This is a genomic window from Paenibacillus sp. Soil724D2 (assembly GCF_001427935.1).
Classification (GTDB): Bacteria; Bacillota; Bacilli; order Paenibacillales; family NBRC-103111; genus Paenibacillus_E.
Genome location: NZ_LMRY01000022.1, coordinates 50,166 through 67,782, shown reverse-complemented (window position 1 = coordinate 67,782; position 17,617 = coordinate 50,166). Strand labels below are relative to the sequence as shown.

The window sequence follows — 17,617 nt, the reverse complement described above, 5'->3', positions numbered from 1 at the left end:
CTTTTTCCCGTCATTTCACGATAATGGTCGTTTTCATATATTCATGCGCTCCGCCGCAATATTCGTTGCACAAGATAAGGTACTCACCTGGTTTCGTAAACGTATGCGATACTTGGCTGATTTCGTCTGGAACAATCATCATATTTACGTTCGTTCCTGGAATTTCGAAGCCGTGAACGACATCCTGGCTCGTTACTACAAATTTGATCGTTGCACCAACAGGAACTTCCATTTTGTCTGGGGCATATCCGAATGTAAAAGCGGTCATCACCGCTTCGTATTCTTTTTCTCCAGTCTTATACAATCCTAGTTTGTCAAAAGGTGCTGTCTCTGTTACTTTCGCAGGATCAATCCGATGATGATGCTCACTTGGCGGTTTTACCCCCATGGCAAACGCAGAAACACCCAAAACGCCAAGAAACACGAACAGCATGCTGATCCCAATTGCTAGCCAAATTTTCTCCAGTTTATGAATATGCATGGCTTAAACCACCCTTTTCTAATCGTGAAATGAACTACTGTCTGTACAGAAATAATAGAAATACAGCGACCCAGGTTATGACCAGAAAAGCTCCGAGCAGCATGACCGAGGCAAATGTGCCTTTCAATGCTGGCTCTTGTTCCGCCTTTGTTCTCATTTGTTCGGGCTGCTCATTACTTAACTTTCTAATACTCATTTCAGACCCACCTCCATCTTAAAATCCAGCTATCCTCATTCTAGGAGCATTCTTCAGAGGCCACTATGATATATGTCACATTCTGTATGTGAAAAATCCTAAGTGGTCAAAAATGGCACAATTCCTTACATCCCCGGCTTCACGGTGTGTTGGAAAGCTTCATAATCTTCCATGGTCTTGATGCTCGAAATGAATTTCAGATCGACACCATTCTTCTGCAAATATTCATCCCCTAACTCACTCCAGAAAATATGTTCCAGTAAAGCTGAAATCCGAGTTTCACCTTTACCCAGCAGAGGAAGAATCTTAGTCTTGCATTCTCGATCATAAATCCCATGCAGGGGAACTAATTTACCCGATACAAGAGGAACTACAGCCTCAATGCCTTCCCGCTTTCTGTTCCACAAAAGTTCGGCCGCTTTGTACGAAATAAAAGGCATATCACAACCAACAACCCAGACCGATGAATGCTTAGCTAGCGACAATCCCGCATGCATGCCCCCAAGCGGTCCATAGCCGGTGTGAAAATCGGTAATGATCCGTACCGAACGATCCAGAATAGGCAGATACGACTTGGGATCGTTGGTTACAACAATGATTTCATCACACAATATCTTCATTCGATCCACTTGGCGAACAATGAGAGGCTGTCCACCAAATGGAAGTAATGCTTTCAGTTCTCCATTCATTCGACGGTTTGCTCCACCAGCCAAAATGACACCTGTAAGCATCACTATCACACTCCCTCTATCCCGTTTTGTTTTGAGAAAAAAACACCTACTCTTCTTCAGCGAACTGAGTCAAAGAGTAGGTTCTTTTGGCATGTATGAACGTCCTTTGAAAATTACCCGCTCCATTGTGCACATTTATTTATATTTTGGCTTCAAATGGAGTCTATCGATCATTTTATCAAACCATTTGTGAAGATACGGAAGGATCAGATGGTCAACGCCGAACTTGCCTGCGTTAGCACCTGCGGCGATGATAAAGAATCCAAGAAGTACTAACCATGGGTTGCTGCTAACCGTTCCAGCGAACATATACATAAAGTTCATTAATAATCCAAACAATATGGCTGTAGTAGTCAGTGCGCCAAGTATCAGACCCAAACCAACTAACAATTCCCCCCAAGGAACTAACGTATTGAAGACGCCCACATTGGGGAGGGCAAAGCTTTTCAAGAAAGCCACGTAATTCGCGTAAACCATATCCGTAGTTCCCGATTCAAGGACTGGTTTCGCAATTGCGCCTTTCAAATAACCCGCTGCGTCAAATGGCTTTGCCCCGGTGATTTTATGCCATCCCGCTGTCATCCACTGCCAACCCACATACAAACGAATAATCGCCAACATCATCGCCGCGTAACGATTTCCCCTTAACCATTTCATCATTTGAACCATCTCCTTTTTTTCTTTTCTGTCTTCATTATATTTCGAAAAAACTTTCCGGTATGTGAGATAAATCACACCAACTAAAAGTTGACAAAAATGATAAGATTCCACATCTTAATAGGTATGGAGATATTATTTCAAAGGACTTATGGCGGCTTTATGAGGGGAGCAGCGATTTATGGCACGCAAACGTTATAGCAATACTGATCCAGCTGCGCAGGTGAAAACATGGAAGGAAATTCGCCGATGGCAGCAAGAACGGAAAGGGAAAGTCAAGGATCTCACCTTACGCATCGGCCAAGCGGAGCATAAGCAGCAAGAGCTCCTGTTGCATAACCGCAGCGAAACAACAATCACCTGGATTGGACACTCGACTTTCCTGCTGCAGATAGCTGGTTTGACGATCGTTACAGATCCGGTATGGGCGAACCGAATGGGCTTTGCCCGCAGGCTCGAGGCCCCAGGGCTTGCACTCGATGAAATACCGCCGGTTGATATCGTCTTGCTGTCTCATTCGCACTATGATCACCTGCACGTCGGATCATTGAGCAAGCTGAAAGGCTCGCCTGTTGCCCTAGTGCCTGAAGGACTTGGCATGAAGATAAGGCGGCTTGGGCTGAGTACAGTCCACGAGCTGCCTTGGTGGGGGAAGACGACGGTCGGGCCGCTGGAGTTTCATTTCGTTCCAGCGCAGCATTGGACTCGGCGTACGCTGACGGATACGAACAAGTCGCTTTGGGGAGGCTGGGTGATCAATCGCTCACCAGAGTTATTAGTGGATGGCGCGGAGAAGAACGATGCGATTTATTTTGCCGGAGACAGCGGATATTTCCAAGGCTTCCGCGATATCGGCGCGAGATTTCCGGGTATTCACTATGCTCTCATGCCGATCGGCGCATACGAGCCGGAGTGGTTTATGGGTATGCAGCACGTTTCGCCGGAGGAGGCGGTTCAGGCATTCCTCGATGTAGGGGCCGAGACGTTCATCCCGATGCATTATGGCGCTTTTCGGCTAGCCGATGATACGCCGCAGGAAGCACTCGACCGGTTGTTGGCCGATTGGCGGAGAAGGGAGCTCGATTCAAGCCGTCTTAAACTGCTGAAACACGGGGAAACACTGGTGGACTAGGGATAAGCGACTTCGTCGTCCTTCTGGGACGAGCGTGTTTGTCAAGGTAGCTGCGAAGCAAAAGTATAAAACTTATACTTTCTTATCTACTGACAAAGTAAAAGCTGCCATTAAGCCAATGGCAGCTTTTTGCTTTATGATCTGAAAAGATCAACGGAAACCGGTAATTCCATACATATCACCTTTAACCATAGTATCCATTTTTTTCTCCATAGTTATGCATGGAAACAATGCAAACAGCCTCGCCCTTTGATAAAAGGCGAAGCCAATAGAATTACATTTAAAAGGCTTACTTCGGATAATTAACGGTTGGATTCACACAAGTTGGAAGCGGTTGTCTACCCAGACCTGCTAATAAATTATCCACAGCTAAATGGGCCATGCGATTTCTCGTTTCGTAAGTTGCACTACCTACATGCGGGGTTATTAAGATATTCGAAAGGCTGAGTAACGGATGGTCTCCCGCAATGGGTTCTGGATCAGTCACATCCAATGCGGCATATGCAATTTGTTTGCTTTTCAATGCTTCGTAAAGGGCCTCGGTATTCACGATAGGCCCGCGTGCCGCATTGATAAAATAAGCTGAGGGCTTCATCTGCGCAAACTCCTCCGCTCCAAACATTCCCCGGCTTTTATTCGATAAAGGAACGAGAGTTATGATAAAGTCGGACTCTTGCAGCAAGTCTCTAAAGTCGACATATCTCGCTTCAAGCAACTGATCATCCATACGCCTTGTACGGTTATAGTAAATAATGTTCAGTCCGCACGCCCTAGCTCTCCTAGCTACAGCGCAGCCGATATCTCCCATGCCTACGATACCGAGAGTTTTCCCAAATAAATCTACACCGAATGGAATGTTGTTATTAGTTGCCCAATGGCCTGATTTGACGAAATCCCAACATTCATGAATTCGGCGAGCTGCGCTCAGTAGTAAGGCAAAGGTTAAATCTGCCGTTGTTTCGACAAGCACACCAGGTGTATTTCCGAAGGGGATTCCCCTCCTTGTGCAGGCATCGATATCCATATTATCGTACCCTACTGATGATTGTGCTACTACTCTTAGTTGAGGTGCATTAGCCAACAAATCTTCGTCTACCTTTACATCACCTGTGCTGAATAAACCCTCCGCATCTTTTAACCATTCGAGTAATAATGTCCGTGGGATCGGTTCTGCTTCTTTCCAAACCTTTACCTCACAATGCTGTACAATTCTTTCCATGGCAGCAGGCCATGTTTCTTTGGTTAATACTACCTTATATTTCGCCATAAAGGTTCTCCCCTCCCTATCATACAAATATACCAGCCCCTCCAAAGATCATGGAGTGAAAGTTTTCATGACATGTCGGCACAATAGTTAACCGAGACCTTCGGATGCCACTTTTTGTGGGAAACGGACTTCAAAAATCGTACGAATTAAACTGCTCTGGGCAGAAATTGTGCCTTGATGCTGGGCAACAATGTTCTTTGCTATGGATAAGCCAAGGCCAGTGCTCCCCTCACGATGTGTTCGCGCTTGATCGCCGGTAAAAAACATATCGAAGATATGCGGCAGCTCTTCCGGAGGAATGCAATCCCCATAATTAACCACTTGAATCACCACATCTTCTGCGTCAATATGGCAATGAATATCAATAAACTGACCATCTTTTCCATAGCGAATGGCATTCGTCAACAGATTTTCAAATACGCGTGCCAACAGCTCACCGTCACCCCAAACAGTCAAATGCGGAGTCACATTCAAACGGGTTGTTACATTATTTTTCTCAAAGGCAGGGTATAACTCCTCGTTTAACTGGATGAGCAGCTCACTCAGATCGATTTGCTTTTTTTCAATGGTAAGCTTGCCATAGTTCATTCGAGTGATTTCGAATAGCTCGTCAATGAGCTTTTCTAAACGTTGAGACTTGGTATAAGCAATGCTCGTATAGTGCTTGATTTGGTCTGCAGTCAGCTGATCGTCCTGAAGAATGAAATCCAAATAACCTAAAACGGAGGTCAGCGGCGTACGCAAATCATGAGCCAAATTCAAAACCAATTGTTCCTTGCTGTTTTCTGCAAAGTCTCCTCTCTCCAAAGCTTGCTGCAACTTTTCACTTGCCAGGTTGATATCTCTCGCAATATCCCCGAATTCATCTTTGGATGGAATAAGTATACGATTGTTGAAGTCGCCATTCGCGAGCTGTTTTATTCCGTTGGATATTTCATTAAAATAAGCGGCGTATCTATTGGTAAGAAGAAAGAAAAACAAAATCGAGAGAGGAATGAAAATAAGCAAAAAGAAGTTAATATCCCCAATTTCTCTTATCATAAACCGGATTTTGGTCAATGGATTTTCCCACTTGGTCGTATAATAATAGAGTTGGAGGGCTTTATAGATCATATAGGTAATGGCAGCGGAGAAAAGCATGCTTAAACCAAAGAGTTGAATCATTTTAAATCGAAAGCTTCGGATCATTTCAGCCATTGAATGTATACCCCACGCCCCAAACGGTTTTGATCAATTTGTTTTTATGAACGTCTTCTCCAAGCTTCTTCCGTAAAGTACGAATATGCACCATGACCGTATTGCTGCCTTCATAATAGGTATCGCCCCACACCTGCTGAAAAATATTTTCCGCGCTAAAGACTTTCTTCGGATAACTGGCCAGTAGATACAGAATATCAAACTCTTTCGGAGTTATCTCAATCGTTTCACCATAGAGGCTAACGGTTCGTTGTTCAGGATAAATGACCATTCCACCCGCTTCCAAAACAGACTTGTTTGCAGCTGGAGGCTGATTCAACTGAGTGGAACGCCTCAGCTGGGCATTCACGCGAGCGACCAATTCCATCGGGTTGAACGGTTTGGTTACATAATCATCCGCTCCATTTACTAGTCCTGTAATCTTATCAAGGTCGGTCGCTTTGGCGCTTAAAAAAATGATAGGCAGATGATGCTGAATTCGAATTTGCCTTGTTGCTTCATAGCCGTTCAGTTTGGGCATCATAATATCTAAAATCGCCAAATCAATGGAATGCGTCTGAACAGCAGTAATGGCTTCCTGCCCATTAGCAACTTTAATGCAGCGGTAACCCTCTTTTTTTAAATGCAACTCAATCAGATCGGCAATTTCTACCTCATCATCCGCTATCAGAATTGTGATCGACTTCATTCGTTCCACCCCTGTATGACCTTAGTATCGCTTTTATTGTATCAGATGGGGCTACCTCTTGCTTGGTAGCACTTGATGTATTAATTAACATAGCGAATAATTTGAAAGTAATGAAACCGATCAAGCCCCCACTTGAATTTAGTATAAGATCATCTACATCATAACGTCCAATAGAGAAAAAGGCCTGCGCTAACTCCAGGATTAGACTTAAACCTAAAGAAAGAATGAACGCATCCATACATGATATCTTTTTGTTTCTTAACATTAAACCAAGAAAAATACCGTACGGTATGAATATCGTAAAATTCCCAACCAGGTTAATTAGACCATGACTCGAGATATCATGAATGGTTCCGGATATTTCTTTAAAGGGAACCAGATTTCCTTTTTGGATTTGCCTGCTCATATGATCCGTGTTCCACAGATTCAACCTAAGCTGATGCCAGAGAAATGACATGTCGATCGAGCCAAACTTAAATAGAATAATTTTGAACAAAATGTACACATACAGGGTAAACAGTACTTGAATTGTAATATCTTTCAACATTATCTTATGTTTCATACGCCATTCTCGCCTTCTTGAGTCTCATAAGCCCTGATCATGAATACACGGTCACAATGATACCGTCCGTATTGTTGCCTGATATCTGATAGCGACCATTCGCTGGCACAAGGATAGTTGTATTTTTGGAGACAGGATAGTAGGAGATCTCATAGGTTTGACGATCTACAATAGTCTTAATGGTCTTCTTTTCTTTCAAGAAGTCCAAATATTGTTCTAGGACAAAATTATTTTCCTGCATAATTGCACTGTGCGGCAAACCAACATAGCGGAAATGCCAGGGCTCAAATTGAATACCTGTAATTGCAGTTTTATCAGCCGGATAACGCAAGATAAAGCCGTATCTCGATGCGTTTTTTTTCAGCCACTTTCCTTCAGGTGCTTGACTCATCTCCGATTGTGTAGATCCAATATCCAGCGATAAACCTAAATTGTGTTCGCTATAGCCTGCTGGCAACGCATATTTAGCACCCATTTGTTGATAGAGTTTATTTTGTTCTTTATTGTCCCGATAACCGCTGCTGATTAAAAATCGGCTAACCCCATCCTTTTCTGCAGCTCCTATCATTTCTGTAAATTTTCGCACCAAGTCTGGCGACAACCGAATCGTTTTATCCAGCACAATGAATCCATTCAGCAGTTCCTTATGTTGAGACAGATTGACCGCTTCGGACTCTTCGCCACCTGGGGGTACAGGATGATCCTTATTGACTAACAACAAATTGCCTTTATAAATCTGATCTTTTGTTACTTTAAGTTCTTTCATTTGAGGAGTCACCTTTTGAGCTTGATTGGCTTCTTCCAGTGGTTTCTCGTTAACAACTTGCAGTTTATGTTGAGCAACTCCATAACCAAGCAGTAATAGTATAATGAACCAAAAAAACCACTTCTTCATCCTTAGTTTCCTCCTAGCCATTCATTTACTCTAGGATAAGGAAAACTATTTAAAAAGAAATGGGGTTAAAAATAAAATTTTCATTAAAAATCAAAAAAGAACTTTCCCTAAATACATAGGAAAGTTCTCTTAATAGCCTAACCAACTTCATTTCCTGTGGTTCCTTTATAATGATGAGTATGTGGATGCATGCCATTTATCGTTGTAAATCCTTCAAAATAATGAACATGCCCTCCAGTGGGAAGATCGATTGCTGGACCTGTTGTTCCTTCAATACTATGAGTGTGACCGTCATTCATAGAAGTAACAGTATGATAACGATGAAAGTGAGGGATGCCTGTCGGAGCTGGCTCAGTTATGCCAACGTATTCGTGTACATGCCCATCATTTAATGAAGTAATTCCAGAAAACATATGCCGATGCAAGTATGGCCTGCCATCCCAAGAAGTAATATACAATCCATGCGAATGATCTGATAATGAGTCGTTTGAGTGAAATACAAAACCTGATACAGGTATCTTATTCATGTCTTAACTCCTTTACCTCCGTTTACTCACACTATGAAGGTTAAAAGGGATTTGACATAGGCATCCGCGTAAGTGAAGAATTATTCTCGGTATCCTTGAGTCACTTATTGCTGAACTTTTGGAGATCTTGAATAATCTGATTAGCATTAATATATAAAGTAAGAGGATACTGATATTTCTCTAGAGTGACTGGTGCTTTGATATTGGGGACAGGAGTACTAACGAGGTTGGAATTGGTTAGGTTATTGAGAGGTAAATTCCATTCTTTCATATACAAGGCAATCGTATTTAAATGATCAGCCCAAATCTTTTGATCCTCCGCCGTCCAGTGCTTACTTTCGGACCATTCCGTAAAAATCCGTATCATGTCTGTGAGATTGGCAAAGCATAGCCGGAGTTGTTGCAAATGCTGAGTTTTTCGCCTTAAAGTAACACGTTTTTCTGAAGCGAAAAGATTATAAATTAGACTTTGATTCGCCTTATCCATCTCGGTCGTAGCTTGATGCAGTTCTTGGAATAACTGTTGAATTTCTTTGTTCATGTCACGTGATTCCATCAAGGAGCAACCGGCTTCGACCCATTGAGCAGTCTTGAAAAAGGACATAGTTAAATGGTCCGCAAATTTGCTCATATGGTTTTTAGCTTTCCTAACGGAATCAGGAGGGAATATGAGTACGTGGATTAGTAACGCAGTTGCAGCTCCGATAACCGTATCACGAATGCGATCAAAAGGATAAGTAGGCATCTTACTTTGAAAGTACATGACTATCAAGCCTGTATCTTGAATAAAAGATTTTATTTGAAGTTTCATTTCAATTTTTACCCATCTGTTTATTTACTTAGGCATCTGTAAGGAGGTCGGCTAAACCGACCTCGAGCCCAACAATTCAAACTTTTTTGCTTTCTCCTTTATATATTCCGCAGTTCTTAATGCAAGTGACATGACCGTATTGGTTGGATTGCCGGCGCCCGATGTTACAAAAATACTCGCATCGCATATAAACAAGTTAGGAATGTCATGGGTTTGTCCAAAAGAATTGACCACTGAAGATTTGGGGTCATTCCCCATACGGCAGCCCCCCATCATATGAGCGGTGTCGGGAACAACGTATTCGACTTTCCCACCTGCCGCCTCGAGTATTGTACTCATATTGCCGACCGCATGATCAATGAGTTTCTGATCGTTATCGCCATAGCTGAATGTTACTTTTGCACGCGGCAATCCATATTCGTCTTTTTCATCCACCAACGTGACCCGGTTCATTGGACTCGGAAGTACTTCGCCGACCAAAGTAACTCTTCCGTAGTAGTTATAATTCAACATCGCCTCTCTGAGACGCTCCCCCCACACGGGTCCACCTTCCGCTTGCGAAATACCTTTCGAAAACTCGACCGGTCTCGCTCCATGAGAATGAAGGGTATATCCACGAGCAAAGTTGTTTTTGGAATCAGTACGGTAGAAATCTTGTGTTGTAGCTAATACGGGTGTACCCTTATACAGCCTGATTTCTTCTTCAAATCTGGCATAAACGTCTTGAGAGCTGTGAACCATAATAGATTTCCCCACCCAACCGCTGCTATTGGCTAGCCCATCCGGATACTGAGAATTTGCAGAGTTAAGAAGTAAACGTGGCGTTTCTACAACATAGGCAGACAAAATCACGATTTTAGCTTTTTGCTCATAAGTTCTTCCGTCATGTACGAAGGCGATGCCTTTCGCCACCCCGTCTTTTCCCATTAACACCTGCGTCACCATGCAATCGGCTAATACTTCTGCTCCAGCTTTGATTGCTTTAGGAATATGTACGATGAGGGTGCTGAATTTAGCATCGGGCATACACCCTTGATTGCAGAAGCCTCGATTGATACATGGGGGACGGCCTTCGAATGGTGCGGATAGTATAGCAAGTGGAGCTACAGACGAACGGATCCCAAGCTTTTCACAACCGTTCATAAACATATACGCGTTTGGACTAAGAGGCTCCCTTTCGGGATAAGGATAGGGGCCGCGGTAATTTCCCCATGGGAAGTGCTTAGGCCCAGATACGGCAATTTCCTTTTCGACCCTGGCATAGAAAGGCTCTAAATCCTCATAGCTAATCGGCCAATCTTCTGCGACACCATCCATTGTCCTCGCTTTAAAATCAGCGTCATGAAATCGTAAAAAGACAGCCGTAAAATGCACCGTCCCTCCACCGATACCCCGGCCGGAATTGTTGTGTCCCATCGTTAACGGGTTGCTTCCATCCACGATTCGAGTATCCTGCCACCCTAAGTTTTGCATGGTAAGCTCATCACTTGCTAAATCTTTTTGAGTATCACGGAAAGGACCTGCATCCAGGACTACCACGCTCATTCCTGCTTCGCTCAATTCTTTGGCGAGTACACCTCCGGCTGCCCCTGCCCCAACTATAACTACATCTACTTCTTCATTTCCATATTTTCGTTTCATCATTGTTTCGGTTGCGCCTCCCATGGATCCAATTGCCCCAGCTGTGTACGTACGTATCCACGCGGATAAGCCGGACCTGCATAACCAATTTCAGACCAAACCACCCGTTGGGTATGGTCATCGCACTCATCTAACTCATTCATGACATCGTAAGAGGGGTAGTAGCTACTCGTTAGCATAGAATCACCTTACCTCCCAATATATGGCGATCAAACCGAGAACACTCATAGCGGAGAACAATAAAGGAAGTATGATTGGCGGGCCGATGAGAAAGTTGCGCAAAGCCCATCCTCCAACCCGAACACCTACTCCCCGAAAATGGAAATAGAAACCAACCAGACCGAACAAAACGCCCAGCCACATTAGAACCTGAAATAAATTACGCAGCCAATAAACGTTATACCAGGCCAAAATGATACCCGCTATAAAAAAAATGGGAGCTGAAATGACGGGTACCCACATAGCTTTATTGTGAAAATTTTGCCGATAATGAAACATCGTCACTTGGATACCAAGAGCTAGAAATGCCAAACCGACAAAAAGAATGAGAGTCCGATCAATGGACCAATTGTGCCAATTCATGCTATACCTCTTTTCATAAACAATATATTGCAACTAATTATTTCCTGCTTCTCGAGAAATTATTACATATATTAACAAAGGCTATGTCTCTATGGACGTAACTTTAATTTATTGTATATTTATCCCTTTTTTAATAAATCCTACTTGTAAACACATCATAATTTGAAAGGGTATATCTCCTTGCTGATTCGTAAAATAGAAACATTTCCACTCTTTTATCATCTTCCTAAACCATACGGAGATGCCAACGGTTTAAAAACGTATCGAACCTGTTATCTGATTCGGATAACGACTGATTTAGGTGTCGAAGGTTGGGGAGAATGCGTCGATTGGCTGCCAACCTTGCATAAAGGCTTTCAGGAACGAATCATTCCCTATCTAATCGGTAAGTCAGTTACTGACAGAATTACCTTGGTTCGTACCTTGAAAAAATGGCATTCCCGTTCATCTGCGGCTGTTAGTATGGCATTAACAGAGATTATGGCCAAGACATGCAATGTATCCGTGTGTGACTTTTGGGGAGGGAAGTTTCGAGAGAGTGTACCCGTCTATGCTTCGTTTCAGTCCTATTCAGATGAAGCAAATTGGCAAAAGCATTCCCTGAAAGCTATTGAGCAGGCAATCCATCAAGGATTTGATAAAATTAAGGTAAAAATAGGCGGTAAATCAATCCACGAGGATCAACAACATATAAAGATGGTTCAGACATTGTTACAAGAAAAGATTGGTTTAGCTTTGGACGCCAATCAAAGCTATGACATAATTGCAGCTTTACGCTGGCAGTCTATGCTTGATACGTGGCCTAATTTTTTATGGTTTGAAGAGCCGCTTGAGATCAGTCGCATTACTGAATACGTATGGCTAAGAAGTCGTTTGTCTGCTCCGCTGGCCGGCGGTGAGAACCTCGAAAAAGCAGCAGATTTCATGCCTATTTTTCTCCAATATGCTCTTGACTTTATAACGCCGGATACTCTGCATGTGGCTGGTATTGACGGTTACAGGGAAACATTAAGCCTTGCTAGAAGCTTTGGGACCCGCGTAACTCCACATTCCTATGATGGTGCATTATCACGCCTATACGCCATCTTCGCTCATGCTTGTTTGGAGCCTTGGGGCAAGATGGGAGAAGACTCAATCGAACCTCTTGAATGGGACGTCATGGATAATCCTTTTACAAAATTAATCGGAATTCAACCTTCGAATAGTGAAATCTCTATACCAAGCGGCACTGGAATTGGACTCGAGATTGATAGCGAGATGCTTGCCTTCTATCAATGGGATGGGAATAGTTATGGATAAATCCAAAAACAATTTATGAGGAGTAAAACATGGATGACAAAGTTATCTAATTCGATCAATAAGAGCCGTTCTTTCCTTACAGTTGCAGAGGCTATATTGGAACAACTTCAACTCTGGAATGTCAAACGGATTTATGGAGTAGTTGGGGATTCTGTATTTGGACTAATGAGTGCACTTGCCATGCAAGATACTATCTCATTTATTGCCGTTAAACATGAGTCCGTCGCTGCCATGATGGCTTCGGCAGAGGCTAAATTAACTGGCCGACTTGGGGTCTGTATCGCACACATGGGACCTGGCCTTGCCAATCTCATTAATGGTTTGGGCGATGCTTATTTGGATAATACCCCAGTGCTTGCAATCACTGGTCAAGCACCGGTGAACAAAATAGGCACATCCTATAAACAGTACATCAATCAACAAGAACTTGTACAAGCGATCTCACGATACAGTCAAATCGTCGTTCATCCAGATTCGGTAATCGAGTCACTGACACAGGCGATGCAAACATCTATTTTGCAGCGTAGCGTATCGCATTTGTCGATTCCTACTGACGTATTCAACATGACAACTACTATTCAACCTCGCAGGCAACCACAGGTCGCCTTCCCTTTTTCCGATCGGGAAATCATACAAAAAGCCCTACAACTCATACAATCCGCCAAGCAACCTATAATGTTGGTGGGAAGTGGCGCTATTTCAGATCGTGAAGGAATCCAAAAATTAGCCGAAACTTGGTGTTGCGGCGTCGCGATGAGCTATGGTGCAATGGGAATCTTACCAGATGCACATCCATTCATGTTGAACGCTCTTGGAGAAGGCGGTAACCCTTTTCTCAAAGCGCTGTTCCTAAAGGCAGATGTTGTATTAGCTGTTGAAACGTCATGGTTCCCTGATGGATATGTCCCTAGTAATGTACGCATTGTTCATATTTCAAAACATCCGTCGAACATTGGGACTTCGGTTCCAGTAGACATCGGATTAGTAGGAGAATTGGCGAATCTTATTCCTCAGCTAATAGAAGGCTTAAAGTCATATAAACCTCAATCCGATTGGGTCAACCAAGTTCAACAATGCAAACATTCGTGGATGCTACAAAGCGAGGTTGAGAGGAATCAATCTGGATCTCCACTCCCTCCCTCAACCATTATTAAACTAATGGAACAAAACATTGCGGAAGATGCGGTAATTGCCTTGGATGAGGGCGATTCAACACTTTGGTTTCTGAGGAATTTCCGTGCAAACCACCAGCACGTGTTGCTCTCTAACCAGTGGCGAACAATGGGGTTTGGTCTACCTGCCGCGATGGCAGCAAAACTATGCTGGCCGGAAAAACAAGTCGTCTGTATAACGGGAGATGGTGGTTTAGCAATGGTACTGGCTGACTTGCTTACCGCCACTCGGTACGGGTTGCCCATTACTGTTGTCGTCTTTAACAATGGTACTCTGCAAATGGAAAGGGATAAAATGTTCATGAAAGGATTTCAACCTGAAGGGACACAGTTGACCAATCTGGACTTCGCCACGGTAGCGGAAGCTAGCGGTTGGAACGCATATCGAATCGAAACTATTGAACAACTGGAAGAAGCATTGAAACATTCACGAACCAGCAGCATACCTGTCTTACTTGACGTGTTTACCGCCAAAATTCCGCATCCCGATTTCAAATCATAATAAATGAATAGGAGCCCCTCGATGACAGAGACAACAACACAAGATTCGATTCCAATGAAATCCCCCATGCAGCCAGTCCCCCCATATCCATCTCAGCATCAGGATCAGCAGCCGGGCATTGAATCGCTCATGAATCCAAGACCCATATTCGATAATCCCAACTACAAGGGCAGTGGAAAACTTAAGGATAAGGTAGCTATCATTACTGGTGGAGACAGTGGCCAGGGGCGTGCTATTGCTGTCGCTTTCGCCAAAGAAGGGGCGGATATTGTCATTGTATACTTGAATGAACATTCCGACGCTGAAGAAACAAAACAATATATGGAACAAAAGGGTCGGCGTTGTCTATGTATTGCAGGCGATATAGGAAGCGAAGCGTTTTGCAAGCAGGTGATGGAGCAAACGATTATGCAATTCGGAAAACTTGATATTTTGGTGAACAACGCAGCGGAACAACACGTTCAAGATGGCTTGGAGTACATAACTTCCGAACAAATGGAAAAAACGTTCCGAACGAATTTTTTCTCCATTTTTTATTTGACCAAAATAGCTTTGCCGCATATGAAACCCGGCAGCTCCATCATCAACGCAGCATCTCTTGCGGCATATGAAGGAAACGAACAACTGATTGATTATTCCTCAACTAAGGGAGCAATTGTATCGTTTACACGTTCGCTATCCAAGTCCTTACACAGCAAGGGCATTCGTGTCAACGGTGTCGTTCCCGGAACAATATGGACTCCGCTTATTCCAGCTTCATTCCCGGCGGCTCAAGTTGCGGATTGGGGAGCCAAAAATCCGATGAAACGTGCTGGACAGCCTTTTGAAATCGCCCCCGCTTACGTCTATTTAGCTTCGGAAGATTCTACTTATGTATCAGGACAATTTATTCATATCACTGGTGGAGTGATTATGAACGGCTAAAAGAATTATTAATCACGATATAGAGGTGGTGGAAAAGTCGCACTGGCGCCGTGGCCATTAGTACATTGTTAGCCTTAGGTAAGTCCCAAAACATCGAAGGTTATTAGTTTGTATAAATCTTAATTATCTACTAGAGACAAGAAGGCATATTGACTGCTTAATCACAGTTAATATGCCTTCTTGTTTACCTATCAAAATAATTTTCTATTTTTATAGGATAGAATCAATGCTATTTCAACTTAAACCATAAATCACACAGGCGTCATTTGTGGCAAGCTTCATAAGTTATGGAAAGTAGCGCATTTTTAAATTGGGCACACTTTATCATGATGCATTATGGCCGTCAAGTCACTAGCTAAGGAATGATTTGAGTGTTACAATAAATACATTCCATATGAAGACAAGGGAGCTGCGACGCGATGTTATGGGACGATTTTCTGAAAAGCGATTATCACGACTGGAGAGGCAGCGGTCATTCCGAAGATTTTCTGGACAAACCGGGATGGTTGGAACAATGGCTGGCTTTCCACAACCTTCCATATCCGGGCGCTCCATCCGCGGAAGAATTGGATGAGCTGAAACGGTTGCGAGGGCACATACTTCGTATCGTCCAAAAGCTGACGGTCCGCGATTCCGCAGACCCTACAAATCTCGAGGGGCTGAACCGGGCGCTATCGGGCGGACCCATGATTCTGCGCATAGCGGATTCGGATTCGGAGTATCGCTTGGAATCCACTCCTTTACAAAAAGGATGGCCCCGCATCGGAGCGGAAGTGGCCGCTTCCTTCGGCCGCTTACTCGCGGAGAGCGATCACTCCCGCTTGCGTATTTGCGATAATCCGGATTGCAAGGTGGTTTACTACGACGAAACCCGGAACCGCTCCAAACGGTTCTGCGATGATAAAGCATGCGGCAACCTAATGAAGGTCCGGCGGTTCCGCGCACGCCAAAAAGCCGCTAAAACTGGCGGCTCCTCGATACACGGCTCGTCCGAAACATGATTCCCCCAAGACAAAGGAATGGACATTTACGGTCAAAGAAGGCATCGACGCCCCCGCATAGAAATTAAATGGTGATTCTTCACATCTTCTAAACATTAGAGGGCCCATTCGGGTCTTCTTGTACCTTTCTATTAAACTTTTACATCGTTTCCAAACTTCAAAGTTCTGTTGTAAAAGAATATAACCTAAAGTTATTTTTTTAGGTTTGCTTTCATAAGAGAGGCAATCTTTTGTTCGTCTACATTCTGAAATCGTTCCAGTTGGTTAATGACAAGTTCTTGCCTTTGTACGGAATGGTTTTGACTTAACTTTGCTTTTCCCTCTATCTTGTTGATTCTTATTTTGAATCCTTGAATCCCTTTATTCAGCCCAGCGATAAAGTCTGCGTCTACCTCTTGCAATCTATATGAACTATCAGGGTCTTCATACTTCAATACCATTTCATGCAAGGAATCCATTAACTCTTTTTCATCATCAATAAGTTGGACTTCACCGTTTACATGAACAGTTACATAATTCCATGTTGGAACTGCTTTATTTGTTTCATACCATGAAGGAGAGATATAGCAATGCGGACCATGAAAAATGGCTAAGACAATTTGATTGCTAATATCCTTCCACTGAGGATTCGGACGTGCAAAATGCCCATATAAGTATTTGTTCTCCTTATCCAAAATTAATGGTAAATGAGTAGCAAAGGGTACTCCATTTTGTTGTGAAAACAGTGTTGCAAAGCTATTTTCTCTGATAATGTCGTAAGCGACTTTTATTTCATCAATGTGAAAGTGTGAAGGAATATACATGGTTTTCTCCTCCTCGTTTGTCGGAAAATGTTAGATGAGTGTTTTGGTCATTATAAAGTCTATTTGTTCTTCATCACCCATATAGAAAGAGTGGGCCCCTGTTTGAACAAAGCCCAATTTGTTATAAAAGGTAATTGCGCTCTCATTTTTTTCCCAAACCCCTAGCCAGATCTTCTCTTTATTCCGCTCTATCGCTATTTCTATAGCTTTATTTATTAGATATTTACCAAGCCCCTGTCTATGAAATTTTCCCCTTATATAAATCCTCTCGATTTCAAGCGAATCATTGCCCATTCTTTCAGTTTGAGAATCCATGGTGTTTAGCTTTAAATACCCGGCAATTTCCTCATTAGAATTAATAAAATAGAATTCCGAAGAGATATTTGATAATTCTTTTTCTAATTGTTTTAAGTTAAAAGCTTTTTCCAAGTAGGCTTTCATATTTTCAGGTGAATTTTGATTCTTAAATGTCTCCTTAAATGTCTCAACACTAATTTCTTGAAGTAATGCTAGATCTTCAAATGTGCACTTTTTTATTTTTATAGTCAT

General features: G+C 43.0%; 20 protein-coding genes and 1 pseudogene. 5 read left to right on the top strand and 16 right to left on the bottom strand.

The annotated features are described in order from the left end of the window. Positions 1-10 precede the first annotated feature (10 nt). The 4 genes from ASG85_RS19000 to ASG85_RS18985 all read right to left on the bottom strand — a co-directional run bounded on the left by ASG85_RS19000 (position 11) and on the right by ASG85_RS18985 (position 2,068). On the bottom strand, positions 11-481 hold the full coding sequence (locus ASG85_RS19000) for a cytochrome c oxidase subunit II (RefSeq protein ID WP_060647472.1): 471 nt from the start codon (positions 479-481) through the stop codon (positions 11-13). A gap of 34 nt (positions 482-515) precedes the next feature. Then, positions 516-677, bottom strand: a complete 162-nt coding sequence (locus ASG85_RS18995) for a cytochrome c oxidase subunit 2A (protein ID WP_060647471.1) — start codon at positions 675-677, stop codon at positions 516-518. 125 nt (positions 678-802) lie between these two features. Then, on the bottom strand, positions 803-1,408 hold the full coding sequence (locus ASG85_RS18990; protein WP_060647470.1) for a molybdenum cofactor guanylyltransferase: 606 nt from the start codon (positions 1,406-1,408) through the stop codon (positions 803-805). A gap of 135 nt (positions 1,409-1,543) precedes the next feature. Then, positions 1,544-2,068, bottom strand: coding sequence for a DoxX family membrane protein (locus tag ASG85_RS18985; protein ID WP_060647469.1), 525 nt, complete (start codon positions 2,066-2,068; stop codon positions 1,544-1,546). A gap of 178 nt (positions 2,069-2,246) precedes the next feature. Between ASG85_RS18985 and ASG85_RS18980 the strand changes: the two genes are divergently transcribed. After that, positions 2,247-3,197, top strand: coding sequence for an MBL fold metallo-hydrolase (locus tag ASG85_RS18980; protein ID WP_057303953.1), 951 nt, complete (start codon positions 2,247-2,249; stop codon positions 3,195-3,197). A gap of 289 nt (positions 3,198-3,486) precedes the next feature. On the opposite strand, the gene ASG85_RS18975 is transcribed toward ASG85_RS18980, so the two are convergent. The 10 genes and pseudogenes from ASG85_RS18975 to ASG85_RS18930 form a co-directional block, all read right to left on the bottom strand. Then, on the bottom strand, positions 3,487-4,464 hold the full coding sequence (locus tag ASG85_RS18975) for a 2-hydroxyacid dehydrogenase (RefSeq protein ID WP_060647468.1): 978 nt from the start codon (positions 4,462-4,464) through the stop codon (positions 3,487-3,489). Positions 4,465-4,551: 87 nt separating this feature from the next. After that, positions 4,552-5,661 carry a sensor histidine kinase gene (locus tag ASG85_RS18970; RefSeq protein WP_057303951.1) on the bottom strand — a complete coding sequence of 370 codons (1,110 nt, stop codon included), beginning with the start codon at positions 5,659-5,661 and terminating at the stop codon, positions 4,552-4,554. Then, positions 5,654-6,349: a response regulator transcription factor gene (locus ASG85_RS18965; protein ID WP_057303950.1), complete on the bottom strand. Its 696-nt coding sequence runs from the start codon at positions 6,347-6,349 to the stop codon at positions 5,654-5,656. Before ASG85_RS18965 ends, ASG85_RS18970 begins: the two co-directional genes overlap by 8 nt. Then, positions 6,318-6,911 carry a VanZ family protein gene (locus ASG85_RS18960; protein ID WP_057303949.1) on the bottom strand — a complete coding sequence of 198 codons (594 nt, stop codon included), beginning with the start codon at positions 6,909-6,911 and terminating at the stop codon, positions 6,318-6,320. Before ASG85_RS18960 ends, ASG85_RS18965 begins: the two co-directional genes overlap by 32 nt. A 37-nt stretch (positions 6,912-6,948) precedes the next feature. Beyond that, positions 6,949-7,806: a D-alanyl-D-alanine carboxypeptidase family protein gene (locus ASG85_RS18955; protein ID WP_057303948.1), complete on the bottom strand. Its 858-nt coding sequence runs from the start codon at positions 7,804-7,806 to the stop codon at positions 6,949-6,951. A gap of 137 nt (positions 7,807-7,943) precedes the next feature. Next, the gene (locus tag ASG85_RS18950) at positions 7,944-8,333 is read right to left on the bottom strand and encodes a YmaF family protein (RefSeq protein ID WP_060647467.1); all 390 of its coding nucleotides are present in this window, start codon (positions 8,331-8,333) and stop codon (positions 7,944-7,946) included. Positions 8,334-8,433: 100 nt separating this feature from the next. Further along, positions 8,434-9,144, bottom strand: a complete 711-nt coding sequence (locus tag ASG85_RS18945; protein WP_060647466.1) for a hypothetical protein — start codon at positions 9,142-9,144, stop codon at positions 8,434-8,436. Between the two features lie 51 nt (positions 9,145-9,195). Next, complete coding sequence (locus ASG85_RS18940; RefSeq protein WP_156396684.1) at positions 9,196-10,788, bottom strand: GMC family oxidoreductase; 1,593 nt, start codon at positions 10,786-10,788, stop codon at positions 9,196-9,198. Then, a pseudogene (locus tag ASG85_RS38005) lies at positions 10,785-10,889 on the bottom strand (gluconate 2-dehydrogenase subunit 3 family protein); the annotation flags it as partial. The gene ASG85_RS18940 and the pseudogene ASG85_RS38005, both read right to left, overlap by 4 nt. Before the next feature lie 79 nt (positions 10,890-10,968). Next, the gene (locus ASG85_RS18930; protein ID WP_057303945.1) at positions 10,969-11,367 is read right to left on the bottom strand and encodes a hypothetical protein; all 399 of its coding nucleotides are present in this window, start codon (positions 11,365-11,367) and stop codon (positions 10,969-10,971) included. Positions 11,368-11,547: 180 nt separating this feature from the next. On the opposite strand from ASG85_RS18930, the gene ASG85_RS18925 reads away from it, so the two are divergent. The 4 genes from ASG85_RS18925 (at position 11,548) to ASG85_RS18910 (ending at position 16,265) form a co-directional block, all read left to right on the top strand. Continuing rightward, a complete protein-coding gene (locus tag ASG85_RS18925; RefSeq protein WP_060647465.1) occupies positions 11,548-12,666 on the top strand; it encodes a mandelate racemase/muconate lactonizing enzyme family protein in 1,119 nt (372 codons plus the stop codon). Positions 12,667-12,699: 33 nt separating this feature from the next. Then, the gene (locus tag ASG85_RS18920; protein WP_060647464.1) at positions 12,700-14,340 is read left to right on the top strand and encodes a thiamine pyrophosphate-binding protein; all 1,641 of its coding nucleotides are present in this window, start codon (positions 12,700-12,702) and stop codon (positions 14,338-14,340) included. A 66-nt stretch (positions 14,341-14,406) separates the two neighbouring features. Further along, positions 14,407-15,264, top strand: a complete 858-nt coding sequence (locus ASG85_RS18915) for an SDR family oxidoreductase (RefSeq protein ID WP_156396689.1) — start codon at positions 14,407-14,409, stop codon at positions 15,262-15,264. A 419-nt stretch (positions 15,265-15,683) separates the two neighbouring features. Continuing rightward, a complete protein-coding gene (locus ASG85_RS18910; RefSeq protein WP_060647463.1) occupies positions 15,684-16,265 on the top strand; it encodes a CGNR zinc finger domain-containing protein in 582 nt (193 codons plus the stop codon). Between the two features lie 191 nt (positions 16,266-16,456). Here the strand turns inward: ASG85_RS18910 and ASG85_RS18905 are convergent, their stop codons facing one another. Both ASG85_RS18905 and ASG85_RS18900 read right to left on the bottom strand, forming a co-directional pair. Beyond that, entirely contained in the window at positions 16,457-17,068 is a 612-nt protein-coding gene (locus ASG85_RS18905; RefSeq protein ID WP_060647462.1) for an FMN-binding negative transcriptional regulator, read from the bottom strand. Positions 17,069-17,098: 30 nt separating this feature from the next. After that, positions 17,099-17,617 carry a GNAT family N-acetyltransferase gene (locus ASG85_RS18900; protein WP_060647461.1) on the bottom strand — a complete coding sequence of 173 codons (519 nt, stop codon included), beginning with the start codon at positions 17,615-17,617 and terminating at the stop codon, positions 17,099-17,101.